The organism is Enterobacter sp. TMH.L2 (assembly GCF_050847315.1).
Lineage (GTDB): Bacteria > Pseudomonadota > Gammaproteobacteria > Enterobacterales > Enterobacteriaceae > Cedecea.
In genome coordinates this window covers 2898813-2918039 of record NZ_CP193791.1, presented here as the reverse complement: position 1 = coordinate 2918039, position 19227 = coordinate 2898813, and the positions used below count along the sequence as shown (strand labels likewise).

The following is a 19227-nucleotide window of genomic DNA, read 5'->3' as shown; positions in this document are numbered from 1 at the left end:
GGGTTAAAGCGGTTTGTCGATTTTGGCGTAAATGGCATCCAGCGCGCTGAGGCGTTTATTGTACTGTGCGGTCAGACATGTGGTGTCAGACCCGCAGCTCTGGCGCTCTTTGAGCCACGCTTGCTGCTGATCCTGCATAGCGCCCTGGCCACCCATGGCAAACAGCCCTTTTAAGAACTGATATTTGGTGGCCATTTCGACGTCTTTATCATTCAGCGCCCGATGGGCACAAATCGCTTTTTCATCTGGCGCATTGGCTTTGGCGCAGTCAAAACTTGCCGCGCCTGCGGTGGCGGAGCCGATAAGTAAGCTCAGCAGCAATATCTTTTTCATTTTGGTTGCTCCGGAGGGACTTCGCGCCACTCGCCGTTGGCCAGGCCTTCCAGCGTGTAGTCGCCCATGGCGTAGCGAATCAGGCGCAGGGTAGGGTAGCCCACGTGCGCCGTCATGCGGCGAACCTGGCGGTTACGGCCTTCATAAAGCGTGATCTTTAGCCAACGGGTGGGGATCGCCTTACGTTCGCGAATCGGCGGGTTACGCGGCCACAGCCATTCTGGCTCGGCAACCAGTTCGGCGCCTGCAGGTAATGTGGGGCCGTCGTTCAACTCGACGCCGTTGCGCAGGGCGTTAAGCGCTTCCTCCGTTGGCTCGCCTTCCACCTGCACGTAATAGATTTTGCCGGTGCGTTTACCTGGCTGGGTCAGTTTGGCCTGCAGCGCCCCGTCATTGGTGAGCACCAGCAGCCCTTCGCTGTCGCGGTCGAGACGCCCCGCGGCATAGATGCCTTGTAAAGGAATGTAATCCTTTAGCGTGCTGCGCCCGGCTTCGTCGGTGAACTGCGGCAGCACATCGTAGGGCTTATTGAAGATAACCAGCTTCTTTGGACCGTCAGGCTTCTTGCGCCTGGCGGGTTGTGGGCTGCTGAATCGTTTAACTTGGTGATTCCTAAAAGAAGTTTTGTTCATAGTGTTTTCAGCGCGGGTGGATTGACGCATTATAACGGAAAACATGAGTGATTGGCGCGAGCCCGATATTGCAGTAGTATGAGCCCGCAAATTACAAATCATTAACAAAAAACCAGAAGCGCTCGAAGGAGAGGTGAATGGAAAGCAAAGTAGTCGTTCCGGCGGAAGGTAAAAAGATCACCCTGCAAAATGGCAAAATCAACGTTCCTAACAACCCAGTGATCCCGTTCATTGAAGGGGACGGTATTGGTGTGGACGTAACTCCTGCCATGATTAAAGTGGTGGATGCTGCCGTGGCAAAAGCCTACAACGGCGAGCGGAAAATTTCCTGGATGGAAATCTACACCGGCGAAAAATCTACCCAAGTTTATGGCCAGGACGTCTGGCTGCCAGAAGAAACTCTGGACCTGATTCGTGACTACCGCGTGGCCATCAAAGGCCCACTGACTACCCCAGTGGGCGGCGGTATTCGCTCCCTGAACGTTGCCCTGCGTCAGCAGCTGGACCTGTACGTTTGCCTGCGCCCGGTACGTTACTACCAGGGTACCCCAAGCCCGGTTAAACAGCCTGAGCTGACCGACATGGTTATCTTCCGTGAGAACTCCGAAGATATCTATGCGGGTATCGAGTGGAAAGCGGACAGCGCTGAAGCGGACAAAGTTATCAAGTTCCTGCGTGACGAAATGGGCGTGAAGAAAATTCGCTTCCCTGAGCACTGCGGGATCGGCATCAAGCCTTGCTCCGAAGAAGGCACCAAACGCCTGGTACGTGCGGCCATCGAATACGCGATCACCAACGACCGTGATTCCGTGACCCTGGTGCACAAAGGCAACATCATGAAGTTCACCGAAGGCGCGTTCAAAGACTGGGGCTACCAGCTGGCTCGCGAAGAGTTCGGCGGCGAGCTGATCGACGGCGGCCCGTGGGTGAAAATCAAGAACCCGAACACCGGCAAAGAGATCGTTGTAAAAGACGTGATCGCCGATGCGTTCCTGCAGCAGATCCTGCTGCGTCCTGCAGAATACGACGTGATCGCCTGTATGAACCTGAACGGGGACTACATTTCTGATGCCCTGGCGGCACAGGTTGGCGGCATCGGTATCGCCCCGGGCGCAAACATCGGTGACGACTGCGCGCTGTTCGAAGCGACCCACGGTACTGCGCCTAAGTACGCAGGCCAGGACAAAGTGAACCCGGGCTCCATCATCCTGTCCGCAGAAATGATGCTGCGTCATATGGAATGGTTCGAAGCGGCAGACCTGATCGTTAAAGGTATGGAAGGCGCTATCGAAGCTAAGACCGTAACTTATGACTTTGAGCGTCTGATGGATGGCGCTAAGCTGCTGAAATGTTCAGAGTTTGGCGACGCTATCATTAATCACATGTAATCAGCGCCGCTGGTAATGTGACAACGGGAGCCTGATGGTTCCCGTTTTTTATTATTAGCTTTCGAACGGTTATCAAAATTTTATCAAAACAAGTTATCAAAACATCACATTGTGTGTTGCTTTTTTTCCCCCGAGTGCGACAATTTCTGCTAACACAGCATTTTAAAAGTTGGCATGGAATGAAAACAAATTACTTAAAATTTGACCTATACCCCCGGAATGGCCAAGCTTTGCACGCCACTATGAAAGCATCTCTAATGCAACTAATTGGGCAGAACAATCAAACTGCCAGCCTCAATGGTACTTATTATTCAGTCCATCATATTTCAAATGATGTTTTTATGTTTCTCAAAACAAATAATACAGACATCATAAAAACAATCGATCGTGTAAATAATAGCTATCAAGATATCTCGGCTTTATTACAAGCGAATGAGGAAGTTGCTTTTGCATCTTACTTCATAATTAAGCCTACATGTATTGGCTTCAGTAGTACTATTTTTGGACCTAAAATTGGTGCATTTGCGACTTATTACGATCATTATTTTTTCAATGCTAATGGTGGTAACAATCTCCGCTTTGAACCTATTTCAAAAACAATCACACCAGCTCAGGCATTGGCTTTCGCTCATATGGGGAAAATTAATGTTCGGTTAGAGAAAAATTCTCCTTTCGCAATCAGGGAAATGACAAATTTTCTTGGAGTGACTGCATTAGCATTTGATGATGTTGATAGTTTTGAAATAATAATCAAGCCGAAACGTGCGAAAAACATTAGAGACACCATTGTCCCCACACTGGCTAACATGCCGCAAGGTATTATTGATATGACCATTGCGGCTAAACATGCAATTGGCTCTCAAGCAGAGGAATTACACATTGCTGCTTCTGGATGCGTGTATGATACCGTAAATACAAAATCAAATATTCCATTGCACCTTCAAATGGATACTAACTTTAACCAAAATGCAGATTTAAGAGCTGCTGGATATTAATATGAAAAAAGCAATCCCAGTGCTTGTTTTACTATCTATCACTAACGGGATAGGGATTGCTTTGTACATTTTCCGGTATAAAATATTTCCGCAAGTGAATTTTGTAGACCACTTAGATGGTCTGGGTTCTGCATTGGCATCATATGCAACAGCTATGATGGCTTTAGTATTTGCTCTAATCGTGATACTCACATCACTTGATAATGAAAACATCAGAAGATTCAAGGCGTTTGGGTATCTTAAGTCAACATATTTCTTTTATTTCTGCTGCTTTATAGAATTAGGCATAACGTTGTTTCTTGCTATCCTATGCCTCTCCAACATTAAAACCTATTTCATAGCTTCACTAGCATTGACTTTCAGTGTAGCAACGTTTCTCCAGGTCATGACAGTTGTACTTCAGGTGATATTATTATCACTGAAAAGATAGTTTTATACGTTATTTATCACACTCCATTCCTTACCACGGTCATCATGATATCGGGCTGTCTGATTAGGTGACTTATGTCCCAGTAGTTTCTGAGTGTCGATCCCTTGTGCTACATACAGACGCTCTGCTAAAGAACGTTGTTCATGAAAAGTTGCTGGCGTCCCATCTCCCCAATTTATTCCTGCTTTATCACGAGCCTTGCTGAAGTTCATTGTGATCGTATTGGATTTCACCTGGGCACCTCGTTCAGCTTGGGACGTTGCCCGGAAAAAATGAACCATGTACGGGCTCACCGCATAATCGCGGCAGCGGGCCACCACATCGCGCAGACACCAATCAATGGCGTTACATCGAAGAGACAAAGGAATAGCAATCTTGCTGCCTGTTTTTTCCTGGATCACATGAAGGTGATCATCCCAGATATCGCTAAATTTCATTTTGGAAATATCGCCAAGGCGCTGGCCAGTGACGATGGCCAATAACATTGCATTACCCAAATAACGGTGATTTGCATCTGCGATTGCAAATATATTCTTCCACTCTTCAAGGTTTAATCGCTGACGAGTAATTCTCCGGCGCGGCTGCTTTGTGGCGAGAGCGGGGTTGTAGCCTGGCGGAACCTCCCCAGCGTGCTGAGCTTCTTTGAATACATCGATTAGAACAGAGCGTATGACCTGAGCCATACGTGCCTGGCCATCAGCAATATACTCGTCGAGTATTTGAGCTATGTCTCTTACGTCTACCATTGAGATAGTTTTCATACCCACACGTGCCCTAAGCAACGCGATAGGTTTGGCTTTTTGCTTATGGGTATTCGGCCTTATATCTCCACTCTTAAGCCTTTCATCCTGAATGCTACAGTAACGATCGAGCCAGGTATTGGCGGTGATTGCTTTACCTTTGCTGGTGGCGATTCTGTCACTCACCGCCAGTATTTGCCGCGTTCTTTGTTCTGCAATTCTTGCGTTTGCCTCGGTGGCAATTGCGATTGCCTCTTGTTCGTTATCGCCCAGCGCATGGAATTTACCCGTTACAGGGTGCTTATACCGCCAGTAGACTTTATTCACTTTACGGCTGTAGAGAGGATAAAGATTCGGCACTTTTACCTGATTTTTACGCGGTCTGGCAGCCATCCGATAAAATCCTTTGTAGTAAGGGCGAGTCCGTCTTTCTAATTACGGGTTTTGCCAATTCTCCAACAATCTCTGCATCTTCCCTGACGCGCCACAGGCGCCCTTGTTTTGTCGCTGGTGGAGAGAACATATTTTGTTTAGCGTAGCGGCGCAGTGTATTCATCGCGGGAGGGTTGCTCCGATATTTTTCTGCGGCCCATTCTTCGAGAGTTAGCATTTGAAGCATATGTTTACCTCTGAATCATGGCCCATCTTTGGGCCATTTTGTGAAAACGCAGAATCAGTCTTTAACCAGCTTCTGCCAGATGGCTGAAACGTATTTAGCCTGGTGGCGCGCATCGGCCAGGGAATTATGTTGATCCCCTTCGAATGGGATTTCATAGCGAGGATTGATGCCAATGGCTTTGCCCAGTTCGACGATGGTTCTCACGTCTCGATCGTTCCAAAACTCCCAGAGCACAGGAATGCCGGTACGCTTGTAAGAGCTGCGCAGCAAAACATTGTCGTATGTAGCGCCATTCCCCCATACCTGAACGCTGGCAGGTCCATTTGCGGCGTTTTCGCAGATAAACTCGTTCAACTGGAGTAGGGCATCATCAAGAGGAATGGCATCAACCAGAATTGCAGAGCGGGCCTCAGCGGATTGTTTCATCCACCATAGAATGGTGTCTGCGTCTGGCAGGCCACCAGAACCCATGGAAGAGGTCAGGCTGATGACCTTGTAAAACTCACTTCCCATCTCGCTGGTTTTAGGATTGAAAAACACGGCGCCAATGGACACGATTGGAGCGTCCGGGGTTGAACCGAATGCCTCCAGGTCAACCATGAGATGAGTAAACAGCTGCTCTTCAGTTTCATCTTTATGGTGGCCGGCATCGTTATTCAGGGTATCTGCCTCCTGATTAACAACAGCATGGCTTTCAGTTGAGTTAATTGCTGCTTCGCCTGGTAGCACTTCAGTGCCAGCTTTGGTTTCATGGTTGTTAGCTTCTTCCACCGGCACATTGTTTGTATTCTCCGCAGCAGTATCCTTAGAAGGGGCATTAAACAGAGCTGTAGCATCGAAAACACCGGCTCCGACTTTTACCAGTTGGGCTGGTGGCTGGTTGCTTTCTGCATACTGCTGATCAACATTCTCGCCGCTTTCTTCAACGGCTGCGGGGGCCTTAAAATAGTGCTGAATAGCGTTCCAGCGCTCTTCGCTATTTGGGTTCCCGTCATCCGGCATGAATTTAATCTCAAGCAGATTTTTGACCACATAACTTGTAAGCGCCGGGATGGAATGAAGCACTTCAGTTGGAGCGTTACGGACAAGTACAAAAATTGCTCCGCGGGAAAAATCCAGAATGCCTGGCGATTTGCGAAGAACGGCACTCCATGTTTTCCATGGTTCTTCTTTGTTGGTGATAATTTCCTTCGCCCGGCGAACAACGCCAGCCGGAAATTCGTAGATATTAAAATCCATGGGGAGGGTGGCCGCTGCGACTTCAATATCAAGAACATCCAGGGAAGGAGCCAGATCCGGGTTGCGGTCAGTTTTTATCTGTCCACCTGCATTGGTTCCGGCATCAGTCCTGATCATGTTCTCCGGTTCGCTTTTAACGGAATGGACGGCAGCAGGCTGTGGCGCAGACTTTGCCTTCCATTTTTCAATGACGTCAGCCCTCTGGTTACCGCGGCCGGCTGAATTGTCATTCAGAGCGTCGATCCACTCTTTTGAGAACGCCAGAACGTGAGACAACTCAGGAGTCTTTCCATCCAGTGGCCAGATAATCTTGATAGCCTCAAGGAGGCTATGGCGTATATGGTTGTGGCACTGCTTTAGAGGCTCAACGGAGTTAATCGCCAGAATGACATTCTGGAGATAGTTATTGTCCATATCCATTTGGGCCTTGATTGCGGCCGCTCGCTCTTCTGGCGTTGCTGTAAACATGCCTCCGATCCAGAAATGAGCGAGTTCGACGCTGAGACCCATTTTGTAACTTTCAATGGCGTCACCTAGCTCCTCTGGTTCTTCGTCGTCAACTGCAGCCGTTTGAATCAACTGCCAGGTTCTGCCGTCTTCCGCCAGCTCGTAACGTTTACACCATTCAAAATCGACAGTGCCTTCCTCCGGAAGATCATCGAAAACAGGGAAATCAGTCCTTACTGGCTTGTTGTAATCGTGGCCGCGGCCGGTTTCTATACCGGCATCTTCCAGGGCTACATCAAGCATCAGATTTGCGCGGGCTTCGGTTTTTGCTGTCTGCCAGTGGATGGCATCAGGCTTGCCTGATTTTTGAGTTGCTTTGATTAAATTAAAGAATTCCATATCGGGGCCTCTTTTTTGGATGTAAGATACCCGCAGCCAGTGATTGCCGCTTTTGGGTAGTGGTCATTGGTCAAAACTCGATTCCGGAAAGCTTTGGTCGGCTGACCGGGTACTTAACCCGCCTTGCGCGGGTTTTGTGCTTTATGGGGCTGCTGATTGACTCTTTGCCAGCTCAGACAGCAACACACCATCCAGAGCGGTCAGAACGGGTTTAAAGGTATCGTTATTGGGGATCTTGCTGACTGCCCGGATGACTTCTGAAACTGAAATATCACCAGCGCGGGGCGCATAACCGCCGCCTGGGCCTCGTTGAGAAACAACGAGCTTTCCGACGCGCAGCTTATTGAAAATCTGCTCGAGGTAAGAAGTGGAAAGATTCGCCTCTTTGCTAAGCGTGGTCAGGGCTACGAACGAGCCGTTTGAAATGCGCTGTAGTGCCGCCATTGCGTGAACGGATGCCATCACGCGCTTCATGCCAAATTCCATAATCACATTCCTCGGCCAGTGCAGGCCATTGGTCAAAACTCGATGTTTAACGAACTGCAGGCTGTTGGTCGGCAGCCGGGTTGCCCTTTTGGGCCAGGATGTAACAGAGTTTACGAAGCATCACTTCAAAAACATTCAGGCGAGTAGCCTGGTGTGCTGCTGGTTTACGTGCGAAATCAATCATGCTTTTCCCCTTACCAAACCTCTGGCCAGCCTCTTATGACGGCGGCCACGCCAATCTCCGATGATTTATCGTCAGGATTTAATCTGCGATGTTGCCCATCAGCGATCCTGTCTGCGTCCTTCCAGTCCTCCGCCATAACGCGGTAAGTGCGATAACCGCTATCCCCGCTAATGACGACGGTGAATTGTTTCTTAGCCATAAATATTCTCTCTTTGCCTTTATCGCCAGGCTGGCGGAACGGTACTACCTGCTGCGCATTTCAATGTGTCATCTCATCCGGTGTTTCGTATGCCGCCGGCAGCTACTTCGTGGGCTTCCTGCCTGGATGACTGTGTATTTGATGGGATAATTATAGACACATCTTGTGTCTTGTAGTCAATACACGAAGTGTGTTTGTTTGTGGTAAAAGAAAACCAGCAGGAAGCTGGTTTGCTAGGAGAGGGGTTAGGAAGCCGGTTTAAAACGGCCTTTTAGATACTTTTCAACGTACTCATCAATCTCTTTCAAACGAACCTCGAAGAGGTCAATCATCTTATCTTGTTCTGACTCAGGCAGTTGCGAGAAAAGTTTTAGAATTTTCCTTTGCTTATCAGGTAGCTCTTGCCCGCGATTCTCCTCATCGCCAAATAAGATGTAGCTTGGTGTTGTATCTAACACTCTTGCCAAAATAACCGCGTCATCAACCCCGATGTTTCTCACACCCAGTTCGTAATTACCGACACGTGAAGCAGTAGCCCACCCGCACAGCTTGGAAAGTTGCGCTTGGCTTAAGTTCTTGCTGTCGCGAAGAGTCTTGAGTCTCTCGCCGATGATTTCGGACATAGTTTTCATAATGAAATTTTACCACGCTTTGTGGCATATGGTTGATCACGTTTTGAGGTTGACTATGGACACGTTTCGTGTCTAAATTGGTCTATCAATTACTAGGGAGAACACCTGTGAATAACATTTCTTCGGAACGCCAAAAGTTGGGGATATCGCAAACACAGCTTGCGGAGGCTCTCGGCTGGGGGCGCTCCCGTCTATCAAATTATGAAGCCAACCTGCGCGAGCCGGGTCTCTCCGAATGTAGAGCAATTGTCGATACGCTCAACTTCCTTGGAGCAAGTTGCACACTTGATACGGTTTTCCCTCTTGAAGCATCAACTCAAAGCGAGGAGTGACATGCAATTCACAACCTACAAACATCCTAACCAACAACCCCGGTTTTCGTTGAAAACTCAAAATCAGAATGTTGGCCATCGTCGTGACGGCATTAAACATCGGGCTATCCGTGATGCCGTGCATGAGTGGGAACTGAGTTTGCCCGGCCAGGCTCAGGAAAAGATTGCTCGGCTGGTGGCGGAACAGTGGGAAAAGCTGGGGGGCAGGGGGATAACGATCAACAAACAGAATCTTTTTCGTTATCTGAAAAATGAAGCTAACTCCGACAAATACACCGCTTACGTAATGCAGCTTGCCACGGCGATCAGTGAATCCATGCCCCTGGAAATTGCCAGAAAGCACGGGCTGCGTTCTGGAATGACTGAGGCTGAGCTGGTGGCCAGAGCGATTAAAGAGTGCGGTGAGGCGCACCAGGCCAAATTGTTAGGCGCGCCGCTGCAGAAGCTTGAGAAAGAGATCAGAGAGGCAGCTATTGCGCTTTTCAACATGTTGCCATCGGACGTAGCAGGACCGCTGCTTGCCAGCATAGGCGCAGTGACGCCGCAGTTTTTCTAATCGAGTTTTGACCAATGACCATTAAGCCCAGTTCTTTCGGGCATCAGGAGTAACCATGGCCGCGCTGCCTTACATGCAACTCTACATTGCTGATTACCTGGCGGACACCATGCATCTGTCAACAGAAGAGCACGGTGCATACCTGCTGCTCATGTTCAATTACTGGCAAACAGGGAGAGCGATACCGAAGAGCCGTCTGCCCAAAATTGCACGGCTGAGCAACGACCGTTGGATTTCCGTTGAAAGCTCGTTGAAGGAGTTTTTCAGCGATAACGGTAGCGAATGGAAACATGATCGTATTGAGCGCGATCTCGAGGGCGTCCGTAATTCGCTCGAGCAGAAGTCGGCTGCAGGTCGTGCCTCTGCTAGGGCGAGAAAAGCCAAAAAAGGAACGGAATCAGAACGGCAAAGTAACGACCGTTCAACGGGTGTTAATTCTCCGTTGGAACAGGATGGCAACGGAAATCCAACTAATAAAGATCCATATACAGATAAAGATATAAAACCTAAAAACAATATGCCCGACGCTGAAAGTGATCAGCGCCGTGCTCCCCTGGAAATTTCCCCTGAAGAAATTTTTATATCGCTGCCGTTAATCGGTGGTCTGTCGCATGACGTAACGCTGGATTACCTCGAAAGCCGAAGGGAGCTTTACCCGGCGGTGGATGTCCCTCAGGAGCTGCGGAACATGTGCGGCTGGCTCGAAAGCAACCCGAAGAAACGCAAGACGCCGAACGGCATCAAGAAATTCATCACGACCTGGCTGCAGCGTTGTCAGGACAACCCCAAAACCAGGCAGGTGACCCATGGGCAGAGCCCAGCTGGAAACACAGAGTCCATCGCAGAACGGCAGTTACGTGAGGGACGCGAGCAGTACATTCGGGAACGACAGCACCACGGTGGACACACCGGCATGGCGGTTGTGGGACCTCATGACAAAAATCTACAGCAACCGCTGGATTGCGAAGAATGGCAATCGTCCCTCGGATCTCTGGGAGCAGCAGATTGGCGCAATGAGCAGTGAGCAGCTGACCAGGGTTTGCAATGCCTGTGTTGAGCGTTGCGCCGCGGGCAGTACATGGCCACCTGATTTTGGCGAGTTCGTGGCGCTGGTCGCCGAAGCTGGCGGCGGCGGGGCGATCGGATTCACGACCGCTGATGTACTTGCAGAGCTTACTCGCTGGCGCAACGAGTCATACAAGTACCCGAGTTCAGAACAGTTTCCGTGGCGACACCCGGTTATGTATCACATCTGCATCGATATCCGCCGGGCTGGTGTTGAGCGGCGTTTAACGGGGCCGGAACAAGAAAAGCTGGCAGGTAGTTTGCTGCAAAAGTGGGAGAAGAAAGTCGCAGCAGGTTATTCGGTACCGCCGGTTCGTCGACAGCTTGCAGCGCCGCGCGCACCAGCCGGACCAACACCTGCTCAGGAAATGCATGCTGAATTTTTACGGCGTAAAGCAGCCGGAATGCTTTGAATAAATCGAGTTTTGACCAATGACCAAAGGATTAAACATGAACAGCGAAAACCATCAGAAAGTGATCAACTTTCTCAAGGAGAACAAAAGGGCCACTGCACGACAGCTGGCTAAGGTTCTGGAGCGCGACAGCACCGGGGGATGGAACATCCTGATGCACCTTTTGCGAAAGGGAATCATCAAGCGCTGCGGCACGGCCGCATTTCCCGAAATGAGACTTGCCCAGGGCTGGGAAAGCAAAGTATGCCGCCGGAAAGCGCCATGTCGCCACCAGCGGGCCAGACAGGCTATGGCTGATGTGTGCCGGAAAAACTGGCAGGGCTATGGAATTCACAAGATTTTCGGGAGTTCAGGCAAATGAGCAATAACACCGAAGCTCTGAGAGCAGCAGTCAAAATACACCCTAGCTGCTGCCATTCATTACAAACAACACTACTCAGTAGCTCCTGTTGAATAGTGTAACCGGGGCTGATGTTCAGGTTTGAACTGACGCCGTTATGGCTCAGAGCGGAATCTAATCTAACAGTCTGCTCTGTGCTAGGATCAGATCTTGATATATGCTAATCTATGGAGAGCAAGTGAGTATATCATTATCTTTATTATATTGTTAATGTTCCGGATATCTATGCTATAGATAGCCGAAATCCTGAGAATATGTTCCCAAGTCACAATCATTAATGTTTACTATTGCTCCAGGGCCACTGTTTTACATTTTTCCTTAAATAAAAGGGCTGCGTAATTACACAGCCCTTTTAACTAATGCTGAAGGTTATTTATGGCTTTAGATGCAGCATCTATCTTCGCTTTCCTTGCTTTTTCCTCAAGATGTTCATCAAGAATTATTTCAATCCCTACCTTAACTATATCAAATGATTTTAGACATTCTTCCTCAGTCAATTCATGCACTCCTTTACTAAGGATTCCGTAAATTTTTCGATGTTCAACAAGAAATGGGGGAAGGAATTTCTCTAACATTTTTATTTTATCAGCCATCCGACAAGATTTATATTCTTCATTATTCATTACTCCTTGCTTTTCAGCATGCACCCTTGCTCTTTCTACAAGATCCTCAAAAATTCTTCTTATATATACAAATGAGCCAATTCCTATACCATGTGATGCTAATCCTATGGCTTTACGTAAATCACTATATTGTTGTTTATCTAAGACTGTAGCGTATTTTTTTACATCATATGTATTTAGGTCAGCCATTGAAGGATATTGACCAACTTTTTGGACTTTAAAGTTGTCAATTCGGAAAAAGAAAGTTAGTGAGTGTTCATAATTTCTTAGGCAATTATAAACCATTTTGCAATAGCTATTGTTTTCTTTATGCCATCCTTGGTAAAAGGATTTGGACAAACTATTATTAATTTTGAAAAGGCTGGAGGCTTGACAATCAGGGCAATGCACGTCGTTCATTTGGATAATTAAAAGCATTTTTTCTAGCTCAGCGACGTTTTCTTCTGAGTACGATATTTCTTCGTATAATGGATGGTTCATATAAAAAACTTCTGCTGTGGGGAGCTGTATTTTTTCGTCCATTGTATTTCTCTCAAGTGAAATGATTTTTTTAGATTCTCAATGCTAATTATATCTTCAGGTAATTAATGTCGTCTATAACAAGTATGAGGATAGTTCTACTCTAAAGTTTGATTCTATGTTTTATCTATGGTCTCTTTCAACCTTCTTATTGAATCACCGAGCTGTAAATTCGGTACAATCTCGTCTTGTGCGTATGCCCCTGGCAGGGCGAATCGAATACAGTCGGAGATTTCCACTTTATGTAGGCAGTTGCAACTCTGTGTAAGTATTCCAGTAAACAATGCCAGAAACTTTTGAGATTCCCTTCAATCACGCTAAGTCGATGCCCGGTTCTCGCTCAAAGCAAACCTTGTGGGCATTATGTAAGGCAGGCCGATATCTATCTGTGTTTGACTCGATAGGGCTAGATACGAATAGTAAGAGCAAGAACAACATCATTGTGTATTGCGGTGAGCATTGGATATAGCTCCCGTAACCGTTCATCATCGATTTGAGTATGCCAATGAGCGCTGTTGGAATTCGACACCGCCACCGTTCGTCGAAGCTTTGGTTAGAGCTAGTTTACCAGAGCTTTATACTGATGGGCAGCAGACCGCCTGAATAGCATGAACAAAACTTAACCTACTGAAAAAACGATAAATACCACATAAACGTACTGTTGAGCCTTTTTCATTGCAATCCAAAATAAACAGGTTAATAATAACTGTACATTCATACAGTGTTTTAAGGTGGGGAGGTATTTTGAGCAAAGAAATCATCCTCCGTTATACCCTGAAAGACGTGCTTCATAGCCACTCGCATGGCGGGGGATGAAGCCATGGTCAGGTCGTTCGGGGCAGCCAGAGGGGAACGAAGTGATAAAAATTAATGAAGAGTTGCCGGACACAGGCTACGCGCTTATTCGTTGCGAGGATTTTGCAGTGGTTGCAAGATTCGGCTCATTCCCTGATGGTGGAAGGGCGCTTTTATACAGGCGTGGTGATGAGGTGTCATTCGTTCCCCTGCGACCAGAAGAGATAATTGGCACACCGACACTGTTTACAGAGATGCTTGAGAAAGCGGGCTACCGGATTACCAGTTGCTTTGATACACTTCACTCGTAGGCCTGAACACCCTACATCTGCTGCGCCACGGAGACTACCATGGCGCAAAACACCTCAAAAAAATCTGAAACACACAAACCCGATAGCCGCAGTGGCTCAGCCGGGACTTTGACACGTCCGGTAAAAAACCATTCTCTGACGCCTCGCCAGCAAGAAGTATTCGACCTTCTGGTTTCATTCTTGCAGCAAAAAGGCTATCCGCCTTCAACAACGGAGCTTGCTGAGTTACTCGGCGTAAATTCACCAAATGCTGCGGCAGAGCATCTCAAAGCCCTCGAGCGCAAAGGCGTTATAGCTATCACCCGAGGCGTTTCCCGCGGCATATCGATTGTCGGTTCCAAGGAGCCGATCCTGGCGGTGCAGTTGCTGCAGGAAATGGTTGATGGCTATCCCGGCGCAAGGGAGAGGGCTATCGCGTTCCTGGAACTTCACGGAGCGCAGCTATGAAAAAGGGCTGGTTCCAACATGACAACCTAACAGCAGAACAAGCTGAAGAGTTGGTGACACGATATAAGGCCAATGGCGTCGTTACGGAAAAGAGCCTTGCTCCGGATTACACCAACTGGATTGTCAGCGCGCTACTTCCTGAAGGTAAAACGCCGCCGCGAATCGACCGCACCTACCAACAGCCGTGCTGGAGGCAGTGATGAAAGCCTACAGCATAACCCCTATGGGCAAACCGCGAATGACACGCGCTGATAAGTGGAAGAAGCGCCCCGAGGTCTTACGGTATCGGGCGTTCTGTGATGCGGTGCGCCTGAATCGAATTGAGCTGCCTGAGTGCGGTTATCACGTAATTTTTGTTCTTCCAATGCCGCCGAGCTGGAGCAAAAAAAAACAGGCGGAGTATGACGGCAAGCCTCACCAGTCACGGCCCGATAAAGACAACCTTGAGAAAGCGTTACTTGATGCCTTATTTGGCGAGGATAGCCATATCTGGGATGGGCGCGTGTCAAAAATATGGGGAACAACCGGCAAAATCATTATCCGGGAGGCTGAACCATGCGCGCTATTCTGACCGTAGAGATTGCACATAATCTGGGTGTGGTCTTGCTCAAGCCGGGCCGGGACCTGATGCAGCTTTTTGGGTATGGCAGGGTCCTTGTAGAAATACCGTCAAAAGCAATGGCAAATCTTCCCTCTGGAAAGATACCGGATGCGCGGCAGCCCTTAGGCGAAGATAAATCTCTTGATACGTTTTTCGCAGATGAGCGAGTCATTCAGGCTGCCGGCGGTATCACGTCGCTCGAGTCCTGGCTATTTCGCCGCATCCCTCATTGTCAGTGGCCACACACGGATTATCACCATAAAGAAAAGGTAATGATGCGGCATAGCCCTGGCGCTATGCACCTTTGCTGGTCATGCGATAACAAATTACGGGAACAGAGCACAGAGCAGCTGGAAGCCATCGCGCTGCAGAATGTAAAAGCCTGGGTAATCGAAACAGTCCTTTCAAAACTCGGATTCAATAGCGATAGAGAGCTTTCACTGGCAGAGCTCTGCTGGTGGGCCGTTTATATGGGTGTTTCCGAAGCGATAGGAGAGGCAATGGCCCGGCGCGCACTCAACTTCAAACCAGAACCCATTCTCTCGGTTTATCGTGAAAGTGAAATCGAGCCATCTGTTCCGGCCACCAGCGAACTGGTGAAAAGAGCTGCATATTTCCGGAGTCAACAACAGCAGGAACAAGTCAGAGAAAAGCCCGTTGTTGCGCTGGTGGCAGATCCCGAATCACCTCAAACGTTTTTTTCGCGACCAAAACGAATTCGTTGGGAAAAACCTGACTATCTGAAATGGGTTAAATCACAACCGTGCGAGGGCTGTGGTTCTTCAGCGGATGATCCCCACCACCTGATCGGGTATGGACAGGGAGGGATGGGCACAAAATCGCATGACAGCTTTGCTATTCCCCTGTGTCGGAAATGCCATGACGAACTTCACCGAGACCAAAGGGAATTCGAGCGTAAGAACGGTTCTCAGTTGGTCATGCTCAAAAACACTTTGGACCGAGCCTTTGCGCTTGGTGTGCTGGCTTAATTAGGAGAACACTATGCGTGATATGTATGAGGCCTTGGACATGTGGGGAGCATGGGCTGCTTCCAACAATAGTGGCGTTGACTGGCAACCTATTGCGGCTGGTTTTAAGGGGTTACTGTCTCATGGAAAAAAAGCCCGGATCATGTGTAGCGATGATGAAGGAATGATGATTGATAGCTGCGTGGTTAGGTTAAAAAAACACCACCAAGAGTACTTTGAACTGATAATTGCCCATTTTTTGTTTTGCGTCTCTCTAAGGGCTATTGCGAAAAAACGTAAATGTTCGGATGGTACTATAAGGAAAGAAATGCTAAATGCTTTGGGGTTTTTAGAAGGGGTAATGGCAGTTGTAACTTGTTCTTAAAACGTCAAAAAGGGCCACTTTACGGGCCCTTTTTACGGTGTTATGTATTAGATGGTTTGATTAGTTTCATGAAAAAATTTTCATTGTTAGATGCATTACGTCTTATTTTTGATGACTTACTTACATGAAAGAAGTCATGGATGCTTTTTTGCTGAGAGTTTTCATAAGCTTGCTTAAGTGACATGTTTTCTCCTTAATGGCTATTTTTTATGACCGTTCAAAAAAATGATGGTTTAAATCTTTGTTAAAGTAATGTTTCCGTTTTACCCAAATGAAACCATCTGCCTTTGAGATCACTGCGACATCGATTGGCCCGCCGACACTCTCAGTATCATCTGATACTTTCCGTTTGAAGGCAGTGAGATTGACCAGAGACTCAGCCATATAAGCCAAGTCTTGTTTCGGCAGAAACTCAATCATGTTTACTACCTTATCGACGTAATTTTCACGGACGAAGCTATCTATGTTTGCTTTACATTCCGCAACAGTGCCCCTAACTATCGTGAGTATACCTTCCCTAGCCTTTTCAATGTTAGAAGTGTCTACCATTTCTGTGACTAATTTGTCAACACCCTCGAGCAGGTTGACTATGGAGTTCTGATACTCACCATGAAGATTTTGAATGAGATGAGAACTTGCTCCTTGCATGAATGCAGCCACCTCATCCTCCTGAGCAAAGGGGGTCACTCCACAGTCGGGGCTTATGCAACATTTGTCTTTATTGGTAGTTTTTCTGATTTTTTGGTTAAAAAATCCAAAAACTTCATATGAGAGAATTTTCGGGTAATAGTCCTTCTCGCCATATCCAGCAATTACGATACCTGACATTGAACCTATATCACTTTGCTTACATATCATTGCTGCGAGAACTTCACTCACAACCTTCAGCAGGTTCTCTGGTAAGTCAGTTGATTGTACATCATTAAACTTCTCCCCTACGATCCTTTTAGCTAAAGGTTTTGTATAATCTAAAGCAGCTTTTTCATCAGTTTCATCAAAGTTATCACAGTAGCTAATTTCAGATAATTTATTCTTTAATTGTAAACAATAAGCTGTAAAGTCTTGATAAAGCTTATCTTGATTGAATTCTAGCCAATAAGTATTGTCGAGCCCTTCTGTGAAAGCATCAAATAGGGAGTTAAAGACACTTTCGCTTAAAAAATGATAAAGATGAGCATCTCGCATACCTGCAGTTATGATTTCATCCGAGTTCTGCAAATAGTGAAAAAAGTCATGTGCATATTGTTCTAGGTTATCAAAGGATTTGGCTCCGAGTTGGCTTCGGTAAGCTTTGATTACTAACTCCCATGGTGCTGTGCATAAATCACCAGCACCGTAGACCATAAGTCCTACTGGATGATGCTTTGTCAGGGCAAAAAGCTTTTCTGCACCGTTATAGATCTTATGCTTTCCGCCACCAGAAACTGTTACAGCTGAATCTGCGGCAAGTGCTACGGCTGTCTTGTTGAATACTGCGATCTCTGCTGTCATTTTCTCTTCTTATTCATTTTAGGATTTTCATGCTGTGTATTTTAAGATTACAAAAAGCTAACGCGTACGCAAAAGTTATCGTAATCTGCTAAGAATAGTTACTTTGTCACAAAGCTTAAAGATAAAAACACTACTAAATCTGGTGGTTTTTATCTTGGAATAGGAACTTTGCAAAGTTAATTAAAAAACTTTGATGCAGTGCAGAATGAATAATGAGAATGCATATTCAAAGTGCCATCCTTTAGGGTGGCATTTTTATTTAACACATAACACTCGTAGGAAGCGAGGTGAGAGACCATTGAAATGAATGATCAGACGTCCAATGTTGTTACACAGCTTTTTGCCTGGATAGCGGCGTTTGCGTCGGCGATAGGCTTCACGACTCAGGATGTGGTTTATATGCTTTTTGGATTAATAGGCGTCCTGGTCTCTCTGGTCTCATTTATTTTCGGCCGCCTTGATGCATGGCGATTGCGACGTGAAGAGCAGAAGCGCACAAAGCTACTGGAAAAATATTTTGAAGATGCGCACCAGTTGCCACCGGAACAGCGCCCATCTAGCGTTCAAGTTGTGACTGAGGCAATTAACAGGATAAGCGCCAATGCAAAATAAAAAGGTTGGGGCTGCCGGCGCGGTCTGCTCAGTTGGGGCAATCATCGCCATTATTTTAAGTGCTGGCCATGTGCGAACGAATGAGCGCGGTCTGGAGTTAATCGGCAACGCCGAATCCTGCCGCCGTGATCCTTATGTCTGTCCAGCTGGCGTGATTACTGACGGCATTGGCAACACACACGACGTGAAGCCCGGAACGCGAAAGACTGACCAGCAGATAGCCGCAGACTGGGAAAAGAACATCATGAGCGCTGAGCGCTGCGTGAACAGCTACGGTAACGGGAAAAAGCTTTCAGACAACACGTTTTCTGCGGTCACTTCGATCACGTTTAACGTTGGTTGTGGAGCAATGCAGAAATCGACACTGTTTAAGCAGCTGCGCAGCGGGCAAGAAGCCCAGGCATGCGAGCAGTTCTCGAGATGGGTGTACGGAGGCGGCGTTAAGCTTACTGGCTTGGTCACTCGCCGTGGTGCAGAGAAGCAGCTCTGTTTGGATGGCTTATGACAGTTGGATACCGATTACTTCTTTTCGTGCTTGTCGTTAGCCTGGCTGGTGCCCTTATCTGGTCCGCTAATCATTATCACCGCAAGTATATGACAGAGCAAAAGCGCGCGGATGATGCGGAACTGTTGGCACAGCAGCGCCAGCAAACGATCAACGACATGCAGACCCGCCAGCATGATGTTGCTGCTCTGGACTCGAAATATACTCAGGAACTGGCCGATGCCAAACAAACTATTGAGCAGCTGCAGCGTGATGTTGCTGCTGGTGATAAGCGGCTGCGCCTCAACGCTACCTGCCAGCCAGTGCGCGCCGCCACCAGCGCCCCCGGCGTGGATGATGCTACCGGCCCCGGACTTACTGACGCCGCTGAGCGGGATTATTTCCGTCTCAGGGAGCGAATCGAAACCAGCAACAAGCAAATAGCAGGGCTACAAGACTATGTTAAGAAGCAGTGTGGTAACTAAATACGTTTCGAATTTAT

General features: G+C 47.6%; 27 protein-coding genes. 16 read left to right on the top strand and 11 right to left on the bottom strand.

The window, feature by feature from the left end:
• Positions 1-3 precede the first annotated feature (3 nt).
• Positions 4-333 carry a lysozyme inhibitor LprI family protein gene (locus ACREYP_RS14090; protein WP_166993826.1) on the bottom strand — a complete coding sequence of 110 codons (330 nt, stop codon included), beginning with the start codon at positions 331-333 and terminating at the stop codon, positions 4-6.
• On the bottom strand, positions 330-995 hold the full coding sequence (gene rluE, locus ACREYP_RS14085; RefSeq protein WP_008453354.1) for a 23S rRNA pseudouridine(2457) synthase RluE: 666 nt from the start codon (positions 993-995) through the stop codon (positions 330-332). Before rluE ends, ACREYP_RS14090 begins: the two co-directional genes overlap by 4 nt.
• A gap of 107 nt (positions 996-1102) precedes the next feature.
• Here rluE and icd point away from each other — a divergent pair, with 107 nt between their 5' ends.
• From icd to ACREYP_RS14070, 3 genes are all read left to right on the top strand, one after another.
• Entirely contained in the window at positions 1103-2353 is a 1251-nt protein-coding gene (icd, locus tag ACREYP_RS14080; RefSeq protein ID WP_498880950.1) for an NADP-dependent isocitrate dehydrogenase, read from the top strand.
• Positions 2354-2532: 179 nt separating this feature from the next.
• The gene (locus ACREYP_RS14075; RefSeq protein WP_498880949.1) at positions 2533-3348 is read left to right on the top strand and encodes a RexA family antiphage protein; all 816 of its coding nucleotides are present in this window, start codon (positions 2533-2535) and stop codon (positions 3346-3348) included.
• A gap of 1 nt (position 3349) precedes the next feature.
• Complete coding sequence (locus ACREYP_RS14070; RefSeq protein ID WP_498880948.1) at positions 3350-3778, top strand: hypothetical protein; 429 nt, start codon at positions 3350-3352, stop codon at positions 3776-3778.
• Positions 3779-3780: 2 nt separating this feature from the next.
• Here ACREYP_RS14070 and ACREYP_RS14065 read toward each other — a convergent pair whose 3' ends face one another.
• The 7 genes from ACREYP_RS14065 to ACREYP_RS14035 all read right to left on the bottom strand — a co-directional run bounded on the left by ACREYP_RS14065 (position 3781) and on the right by ACREYP_RS14035 (position 8723).
• The gene (locus ACREYP_RS14065; RefSeq protein ID WP_498880947.1) at positions 3781-4911 is read right to left on the bottom strand and encodes a site-specific integrase; all 1131 of its coding nucleotides are present in this window, start codon (positions 4909-4911) and stop codon (positions 3781-3783) included.
• Positions 4892-5137 (bottom strand): excisionase, encoded by a 246-nt coding sequence (locus ACREYP_RS14060; RefSeq protein WP_166993833.1) that lies wholly within the window; start codon positions 5135-5137, stop codon positions 4892-4894. Before ACREYP_RS14060 ends, ACREYP_RS14065 begins: the two co-directional genes overlap by 20 nt.
• 54 nt (positions 5138-5191) lie before the next feature.
• On the bottom strand, positions 5192-7222 hold the full coding sequence (locus tag ACREYP_RS14055; RefSeq protein ID WP_498880946.1) for a 3'-5' exonuclease: 2031 nt from the start codon (positions 7220-7222) through the stop codon (positions 5192-5194).
• Between the two features lie 141 nt (positions 7223-7363).
• On the bottom strand, positions 7364-7708 hold the full coding sequence (locus ACREYP_RS14050; RefSeq protein WP_498880945.1) for an RrF2 family transcriptional regulator: 345 nt from the start codon (positions 7706-7708) through the stop codon (positions 7364-7366).
• 46 nt (positions 7709-7754) lie between these two features.
• Positions 7755-7892, bottom strand: coding sequence for a hypothetical protein (locus ACREYP_RS14045; RefSeq protein ID WP_164716872.1), 138 nt, complete (start codon positions 7890-7892; stop codon positions 7755-7757).
• Between the two features lie 10 nt (positions 7893-7902).
• Positions 7903-8091, bottom strand: a complete 189-nt coding sequence (locus ACREYP_RS14040) for a hypothetical protein (protein WP_498880944.1) — start codon at positions 8089-8091, stop codon at positions 7903-7905.
• A gap of 245 nt (positions 8092-8336) precedes the next feature.
• Positions 8337-8723 carry a helix-turn-helix domain-containing protein gene (locus ACREYP_RS14035; protein ID WP_166993839.1) on the bottom strand — a complete coding sequence of 129 codons (387 nt, stop codon included), beginning with the start codon at positions 8721-8723 and terminating at the stop codon, positions 8337-8339.
• Positions 8724-8791: 68 nt separating this feature from the next.
• On the opposite strand from ACREYP_RS14035, the gene ACREYP_RS14030 reads away from it, so the two are divergent.
• From ACREYP_RS14030 to ACREYP_RS14010, 5 genes are read left to right on the top strand one after another with little or no spacing between them, the layout of a single operon-like run.
• A complete protein-coding gene (locus tag ACREYP_RS14030) occupies positions 8792-9055 on the top strand; it encodes a helix-turn-helix transcriptional regulator (protein WP_409450379.1) in 264 nt (87 codons plus the stop codon).
• Position 9056: 1 nt separating this feature from the next.
• A complete protein-coding gene (locus tag ACREYP_RS14025; protein ID WP_498880943.1) occupies positions 9057-9611 on the top strand; it encodes a toxin YdaT domain-containing protein in 555 nt (184 codons plus the stop codon).
• Positions 9612-9666: 55 nt separating this feature from the next.
• Positions 9667-10635: a YdaU family protein gene (locus ACREYP_RS14020; RefSeq protein WP_498880942.1), complete on the top strand. Its 969-nt coding sequence runs from the start codon at positions 9667-9669 to the stop codon at positions 10633-10635.
• Positions 10625-11089, top strand: coding sequence for a replication protein P (locus ACREYP_RS14015; RefSeq protein WP_172742230.1), 465 nt, complete (start codon positions 10625-10627; stop codon positions 11087-11089). Before ACREYP_RS14020 ends, ACREYP_RS14015 begins: the two co-directional genes overlap by 11 nt.
• A gap of 37 nt (positions 11090-11126) precedes the next feature.
• Complete coding sequence (locus ACREYP_RS14010; RefSeq protein ID WP_498880941.1) at positions 11127-11450, top strand: hypothetical protein; 324 nt, start codon at positions 11127-11129, stop codon at positions 11448-11450.
• 395 nt (positions 11451-11845) lie between these two features.
• On the opposite strand, the gene ACREYP_RS14005 is transcribed toward ACREYP_RS14010, so the two are convergent.
• Entirely contained in the window at positions 11846-12634 is a 789-nt protein-coding gene (locus ACREYP_RS14005; protein WP_498880940.1) for a hypothetical protein, read from the bottom strand.
• A 1142-nt stretch (positions 12635-13776) separates the two neighbouring features.
• Here ACREYP_RS14005 and ACREYP_RS14000 point away from each other — a divergent pair.
• The 5 genes from ACREYP_RS14000 to ACREYP_RS13980 are packed head-to-tail and all read left to right on the top strand — an operon-like array spanning position 13777 to position 16138.
• Positions 13777-14184: a transcriptional repressor LexA gene (locus ACREYP_RS14000; protein WP_498880939.1), complete on the top strand. Its 408-nt coding sequence runs from the start codon at positions 13777-13779 to the stop codon at positions 14182-14184.
• Positions 14181-14384 (top strand): hypothetical protein, encoded by a 204-nt coding sequence (locus ACREYP_RS13995; RefSeq protein ID WP_498880938.1) that lies wholly within the window; start codon positions 14181-14183, stop codon positions 14382-14384. Before ACREYP_RS14000 ends, ACREYP_RS13995 begins: the two co-directional genes overlap by 4 nt.
• Complete coding sequence (locus ACREYP_RS13990) at positions 14384-14755, top strand: RusA family crossover junction endodeoxyribonuclease (protein WP_498880937.1); 372 nt, start codon at positions 14384-14386, stop codon at positions 14753-14755. The genes ACREYP_RS13995 and ACREYP_RS13990 overlap by 1 nt, the downstream gene beginning before the upstream one ends.
• Entirely contained in the window at positions 14740-15774 is a 1035-nt protein-coding gene (locus tag ACREYP_RS13985) for a DUF968 domain-containing protein (RefSeq protein ID WP_498880936.1), read from the top strand. Before ACREYP_RS13990 ends, ACREYP_RS13985 begins: the two co-directional genes overlap by 16 nt.
• A 13-nt stretch (positions 15775-15787) precedes the next feature.
• Entirely contained in the window at positions 15788-16138 is a 351-nt protein-coding gene (locus ACREYP_RS13980; RefSeq protein WP_498880935.1) for an antiterminator Q family protein, read from the top strand.
• A 207-nt stretch (positions 16139-16345) separates the two neighbouring features.
• On the opposite strand, the gene ACREYP_RS13975 is transcribed toward ACREYP_RS13980, so the two are convergent.
• The gene (locus ACREYP_RS13975) at positions 16346-17629 is read right to left on the bottom strand and encodes a hypothetical protein (RefSeq protein ID WP_498880934.1); all 1284 of its coding nucleotides are present in this window, start codon (positions 17627-17629) and stop codon (positions 16346-16348) included.
• Positions 17630-17932: 303 nt separating this feature from the next.
• Here ACREYP_RS13975 and ACREYP_RS13970 point away from each other — a divergent pair, with 303 nt between their 5' ends.
• Genes ACREYP_RS13970 through ACREYP_RS13960 form a run of 3 tightly spaced genes read left to right on the top strand, consistent with a single transcriptional unit; the run spans position 17933 to position 19210 of the window.
• A complete protein-coding gene (locus tag ACREYP_RS13970; RefSeq protein WP_498880933.1) occupies positions 17933-18241 on the top strand; it encodes a hypothetical protein in 309 nt (102 codons plus the stop codon).
• Positions 18231-18746: a lysozyme gene (locus ACREYP_RS13965; protein WP_498880932.1), complete on the top strand. Its 516-nt coding sequence runs from the start codon at positions 18231-18233 to the stop codon at positions 18744-18746. The genes ACREYP_RS13970 and ACREYP_RS13965 overlap by 11 nt, the downstream gene beginning before the upstream one ends.
• A complete protein-coding gene (locus ACREYP_RS13960) occupies positions 18743-19210 on the top strand; it encodes a lysis protein (protein ID WP_498880931.1) in 468 nt (155 codons plus the stop codon). The genes ACREYP_RS13965 and ACREYP_RS13960 overlap by 4 nt, the downstream gene beginning before the upstream one ends.
• Positions 19211-19227: the final 17 nt, after the last annotated feature.

Excerpts from the sequence above, each read along its gene's own strand:
- ACREYP_RS14090 (WP_166993826.1), bottom strand. The coding sequence starts at position 333 with ATGAAAAAGATATTGCTGCTGAGCTTACTTATCGGCTCCGCCACCGCA.
- rluE (WP_008453354.1), bottom strand. The coding sequence starts at position 995 with ATGCGTCAATCCACCCGCGCTGAAAACACTATGAACAAAACTTCTTTT.
- icd (WP_498880950.1), top strand. The coding sequence starts at position 1,103 with ATGGAAAGCAAAGTAGTCGTTCCGGCGGAAGGTAAAAAGATCACCCTG.
- ACREYP_RS14075 (WP_498880949.1), top strand. The coding sequence starts at position 2,533 with ATGAAAACAAATTACTTAAAATTTGACCTATACCCCCGGAATGGCCAA.
- ACREYP_RS14070 (WP_498880948.1), top strand. The coding sequence starts at position 3,350 with ATGAAAAAAGCAATCCCAGTGCTTGTTTTACTATCTATCACTAACGGG.
- ACREYP_RS14065 (WP_498880947.1), bottom strand. The coding sequence starts at position 4,911 with ATGGCTGCCAGACCGCGTAAAAATCAGGTAAAAGTGCCGAATCTTTAT.
- ACREYP_RS14060 (WP_166993833.1), bottom strand. The coding sequence starts at position 5,137 with ATGCTTCAAATGCTAACTCTCGAAGAATGGGCCGCAGAAAAATATCGG.
- ACREYP_RS14055 (WP_498880946.1), bottom strand. The coding sequence starts at position 7,222 with ATGGAATTCTTTAATTTAATCAAAGCAACTCAAAAATCAGGCAAGCCT.
- ACREYP_RS14050 (WP_498880945.1), bottom strand. The coding sequence starts at position 7,708 with ATGGAATTTGGCATGAAGCGCGTGATGGCATCCGTTCACGCAATGGCG.
- ACREYP_RS14045 (WP_164716872.1), bottom strand. The coding sequence starts at position 7,892 with ATGATTGATTTCGCACGTAAACCAGCAGCACACCAGGCTACTCGCCTG.
- ACREYP_RS14040 (WP_498880944.1), bottom strand. The coding sequence starts at position 8,091 with ATGGCTAAGAAACAATTCACCGTCGTCATTAGCGGGGATAGCGGTTAT.
- ACREYP_RS14035 (WP_166993839.1), bottom strand. The coding sequence starts at position 8,723 with ATGAAAACTATGTCCGAAATCATCGGCGAGAGACTCAAGACTCTTCGC.
- ACREYP_RS14025 (WP_498880943.1), top strand. The coding sequence starts at position 9,057 with ATGCAATTCACAACCTACAAACATCCTAACCAACAACCCCGGTTTTCG.
- ACREYP_RS14020 (WP_498880942.1), top strand. The coding sequence starts at position 9,667 with ATGGCCGCGCTGCCTTACATGCAACTCTACATTGCTGATTACCTGGCG.
- ACREYP_RS14015 (WP_172742230.1), top strand. The coding sequence starts at position 10,625 with ATGAGCAGTGAGCAGCTGACCAGGGTTTGCAATGCCTGTGTTGAGCGT.
- ACREYP_RS14010 (WP_498880941.1), top strand. The coding sequence starts at position 11,127 with ATGAACAGCGAAAACCATCAGAAAGTGATCAACTTTCTCAAGGAGAAC.
- ACREYP_RS14005 (WP_498880940.1), bottom strand. The coding sequence starts at position 12,634 with ATGGACGAAAAAATACAGCTCCCCACAGCAGAAGTTTTTTATATGAAC.
- ACREYP_RS14000 (WP_498880939.1), top strand. The coding sequence starts at position 13,777 with ATGGCGCAAAACACCTCAAAAAAATCTGAAACACACAAACCCGATAGC.
- ACREYP_RS13995 (WP_498880938.1), top strand. The coding sequence starts at position 14,181 with ATGAAAAAGGGCTGGTTCCAACATGACAACCTAACAGCAGAACAAGCT.
- ACREYP_RS13990 (WP_498880937.1), top strand. The coding sequence starts at position 14,384 with ATGAAAGCCTACAGCATAACCCCTATGGGCAAACCGCGAATGACACGC.
- ACREYP_RS13985 (WP_498880936.1), top strand. The coding sequence starts at position 14,740 with ATGCGCGCTATTCTGACCGTAGAGATTGCACATAATCTGGGTGTGGTC.
- ACREYP_RS13980 (WP_498880935.1), top strand. The coding sequence starts at position 15,788 with ATGCGTGATATGTATGAGGCCTTGGACATGTGGGGAGCATGGGCTGCT.
- ACREYP_RS13975 (WP_498880934.1), bottom strand. The coding sequence starts at position 17,629 with ATGACAGCAGAGATCGCAGTATTCAACAAGACAGCCGTAGCACTTGCC.
- ACREYP_RS13970 (WP_498880933.1), top strand. The coding sequence starts at position 17,933 with ATGAATGATCAGACGTCCAATGTTGTTACACAGCTTTTTGCCTGGATA.
- ACREYP_RS13965 (WP_498880932.1), top strand. The coding sequence starts at position 18,231 with ATGCAAAATAAAAAGGTTGGGGCTGCCGGCGCGGTCTGCTCAGTTGGG.
- ACREYP_RS13960 (WP_498880931.1), top strand. The coding sequence starts at position 18,743 with ATGACAGTTGGATACCGATTACTTCTTTTCGTGCTTGTCGTTAGCCTG.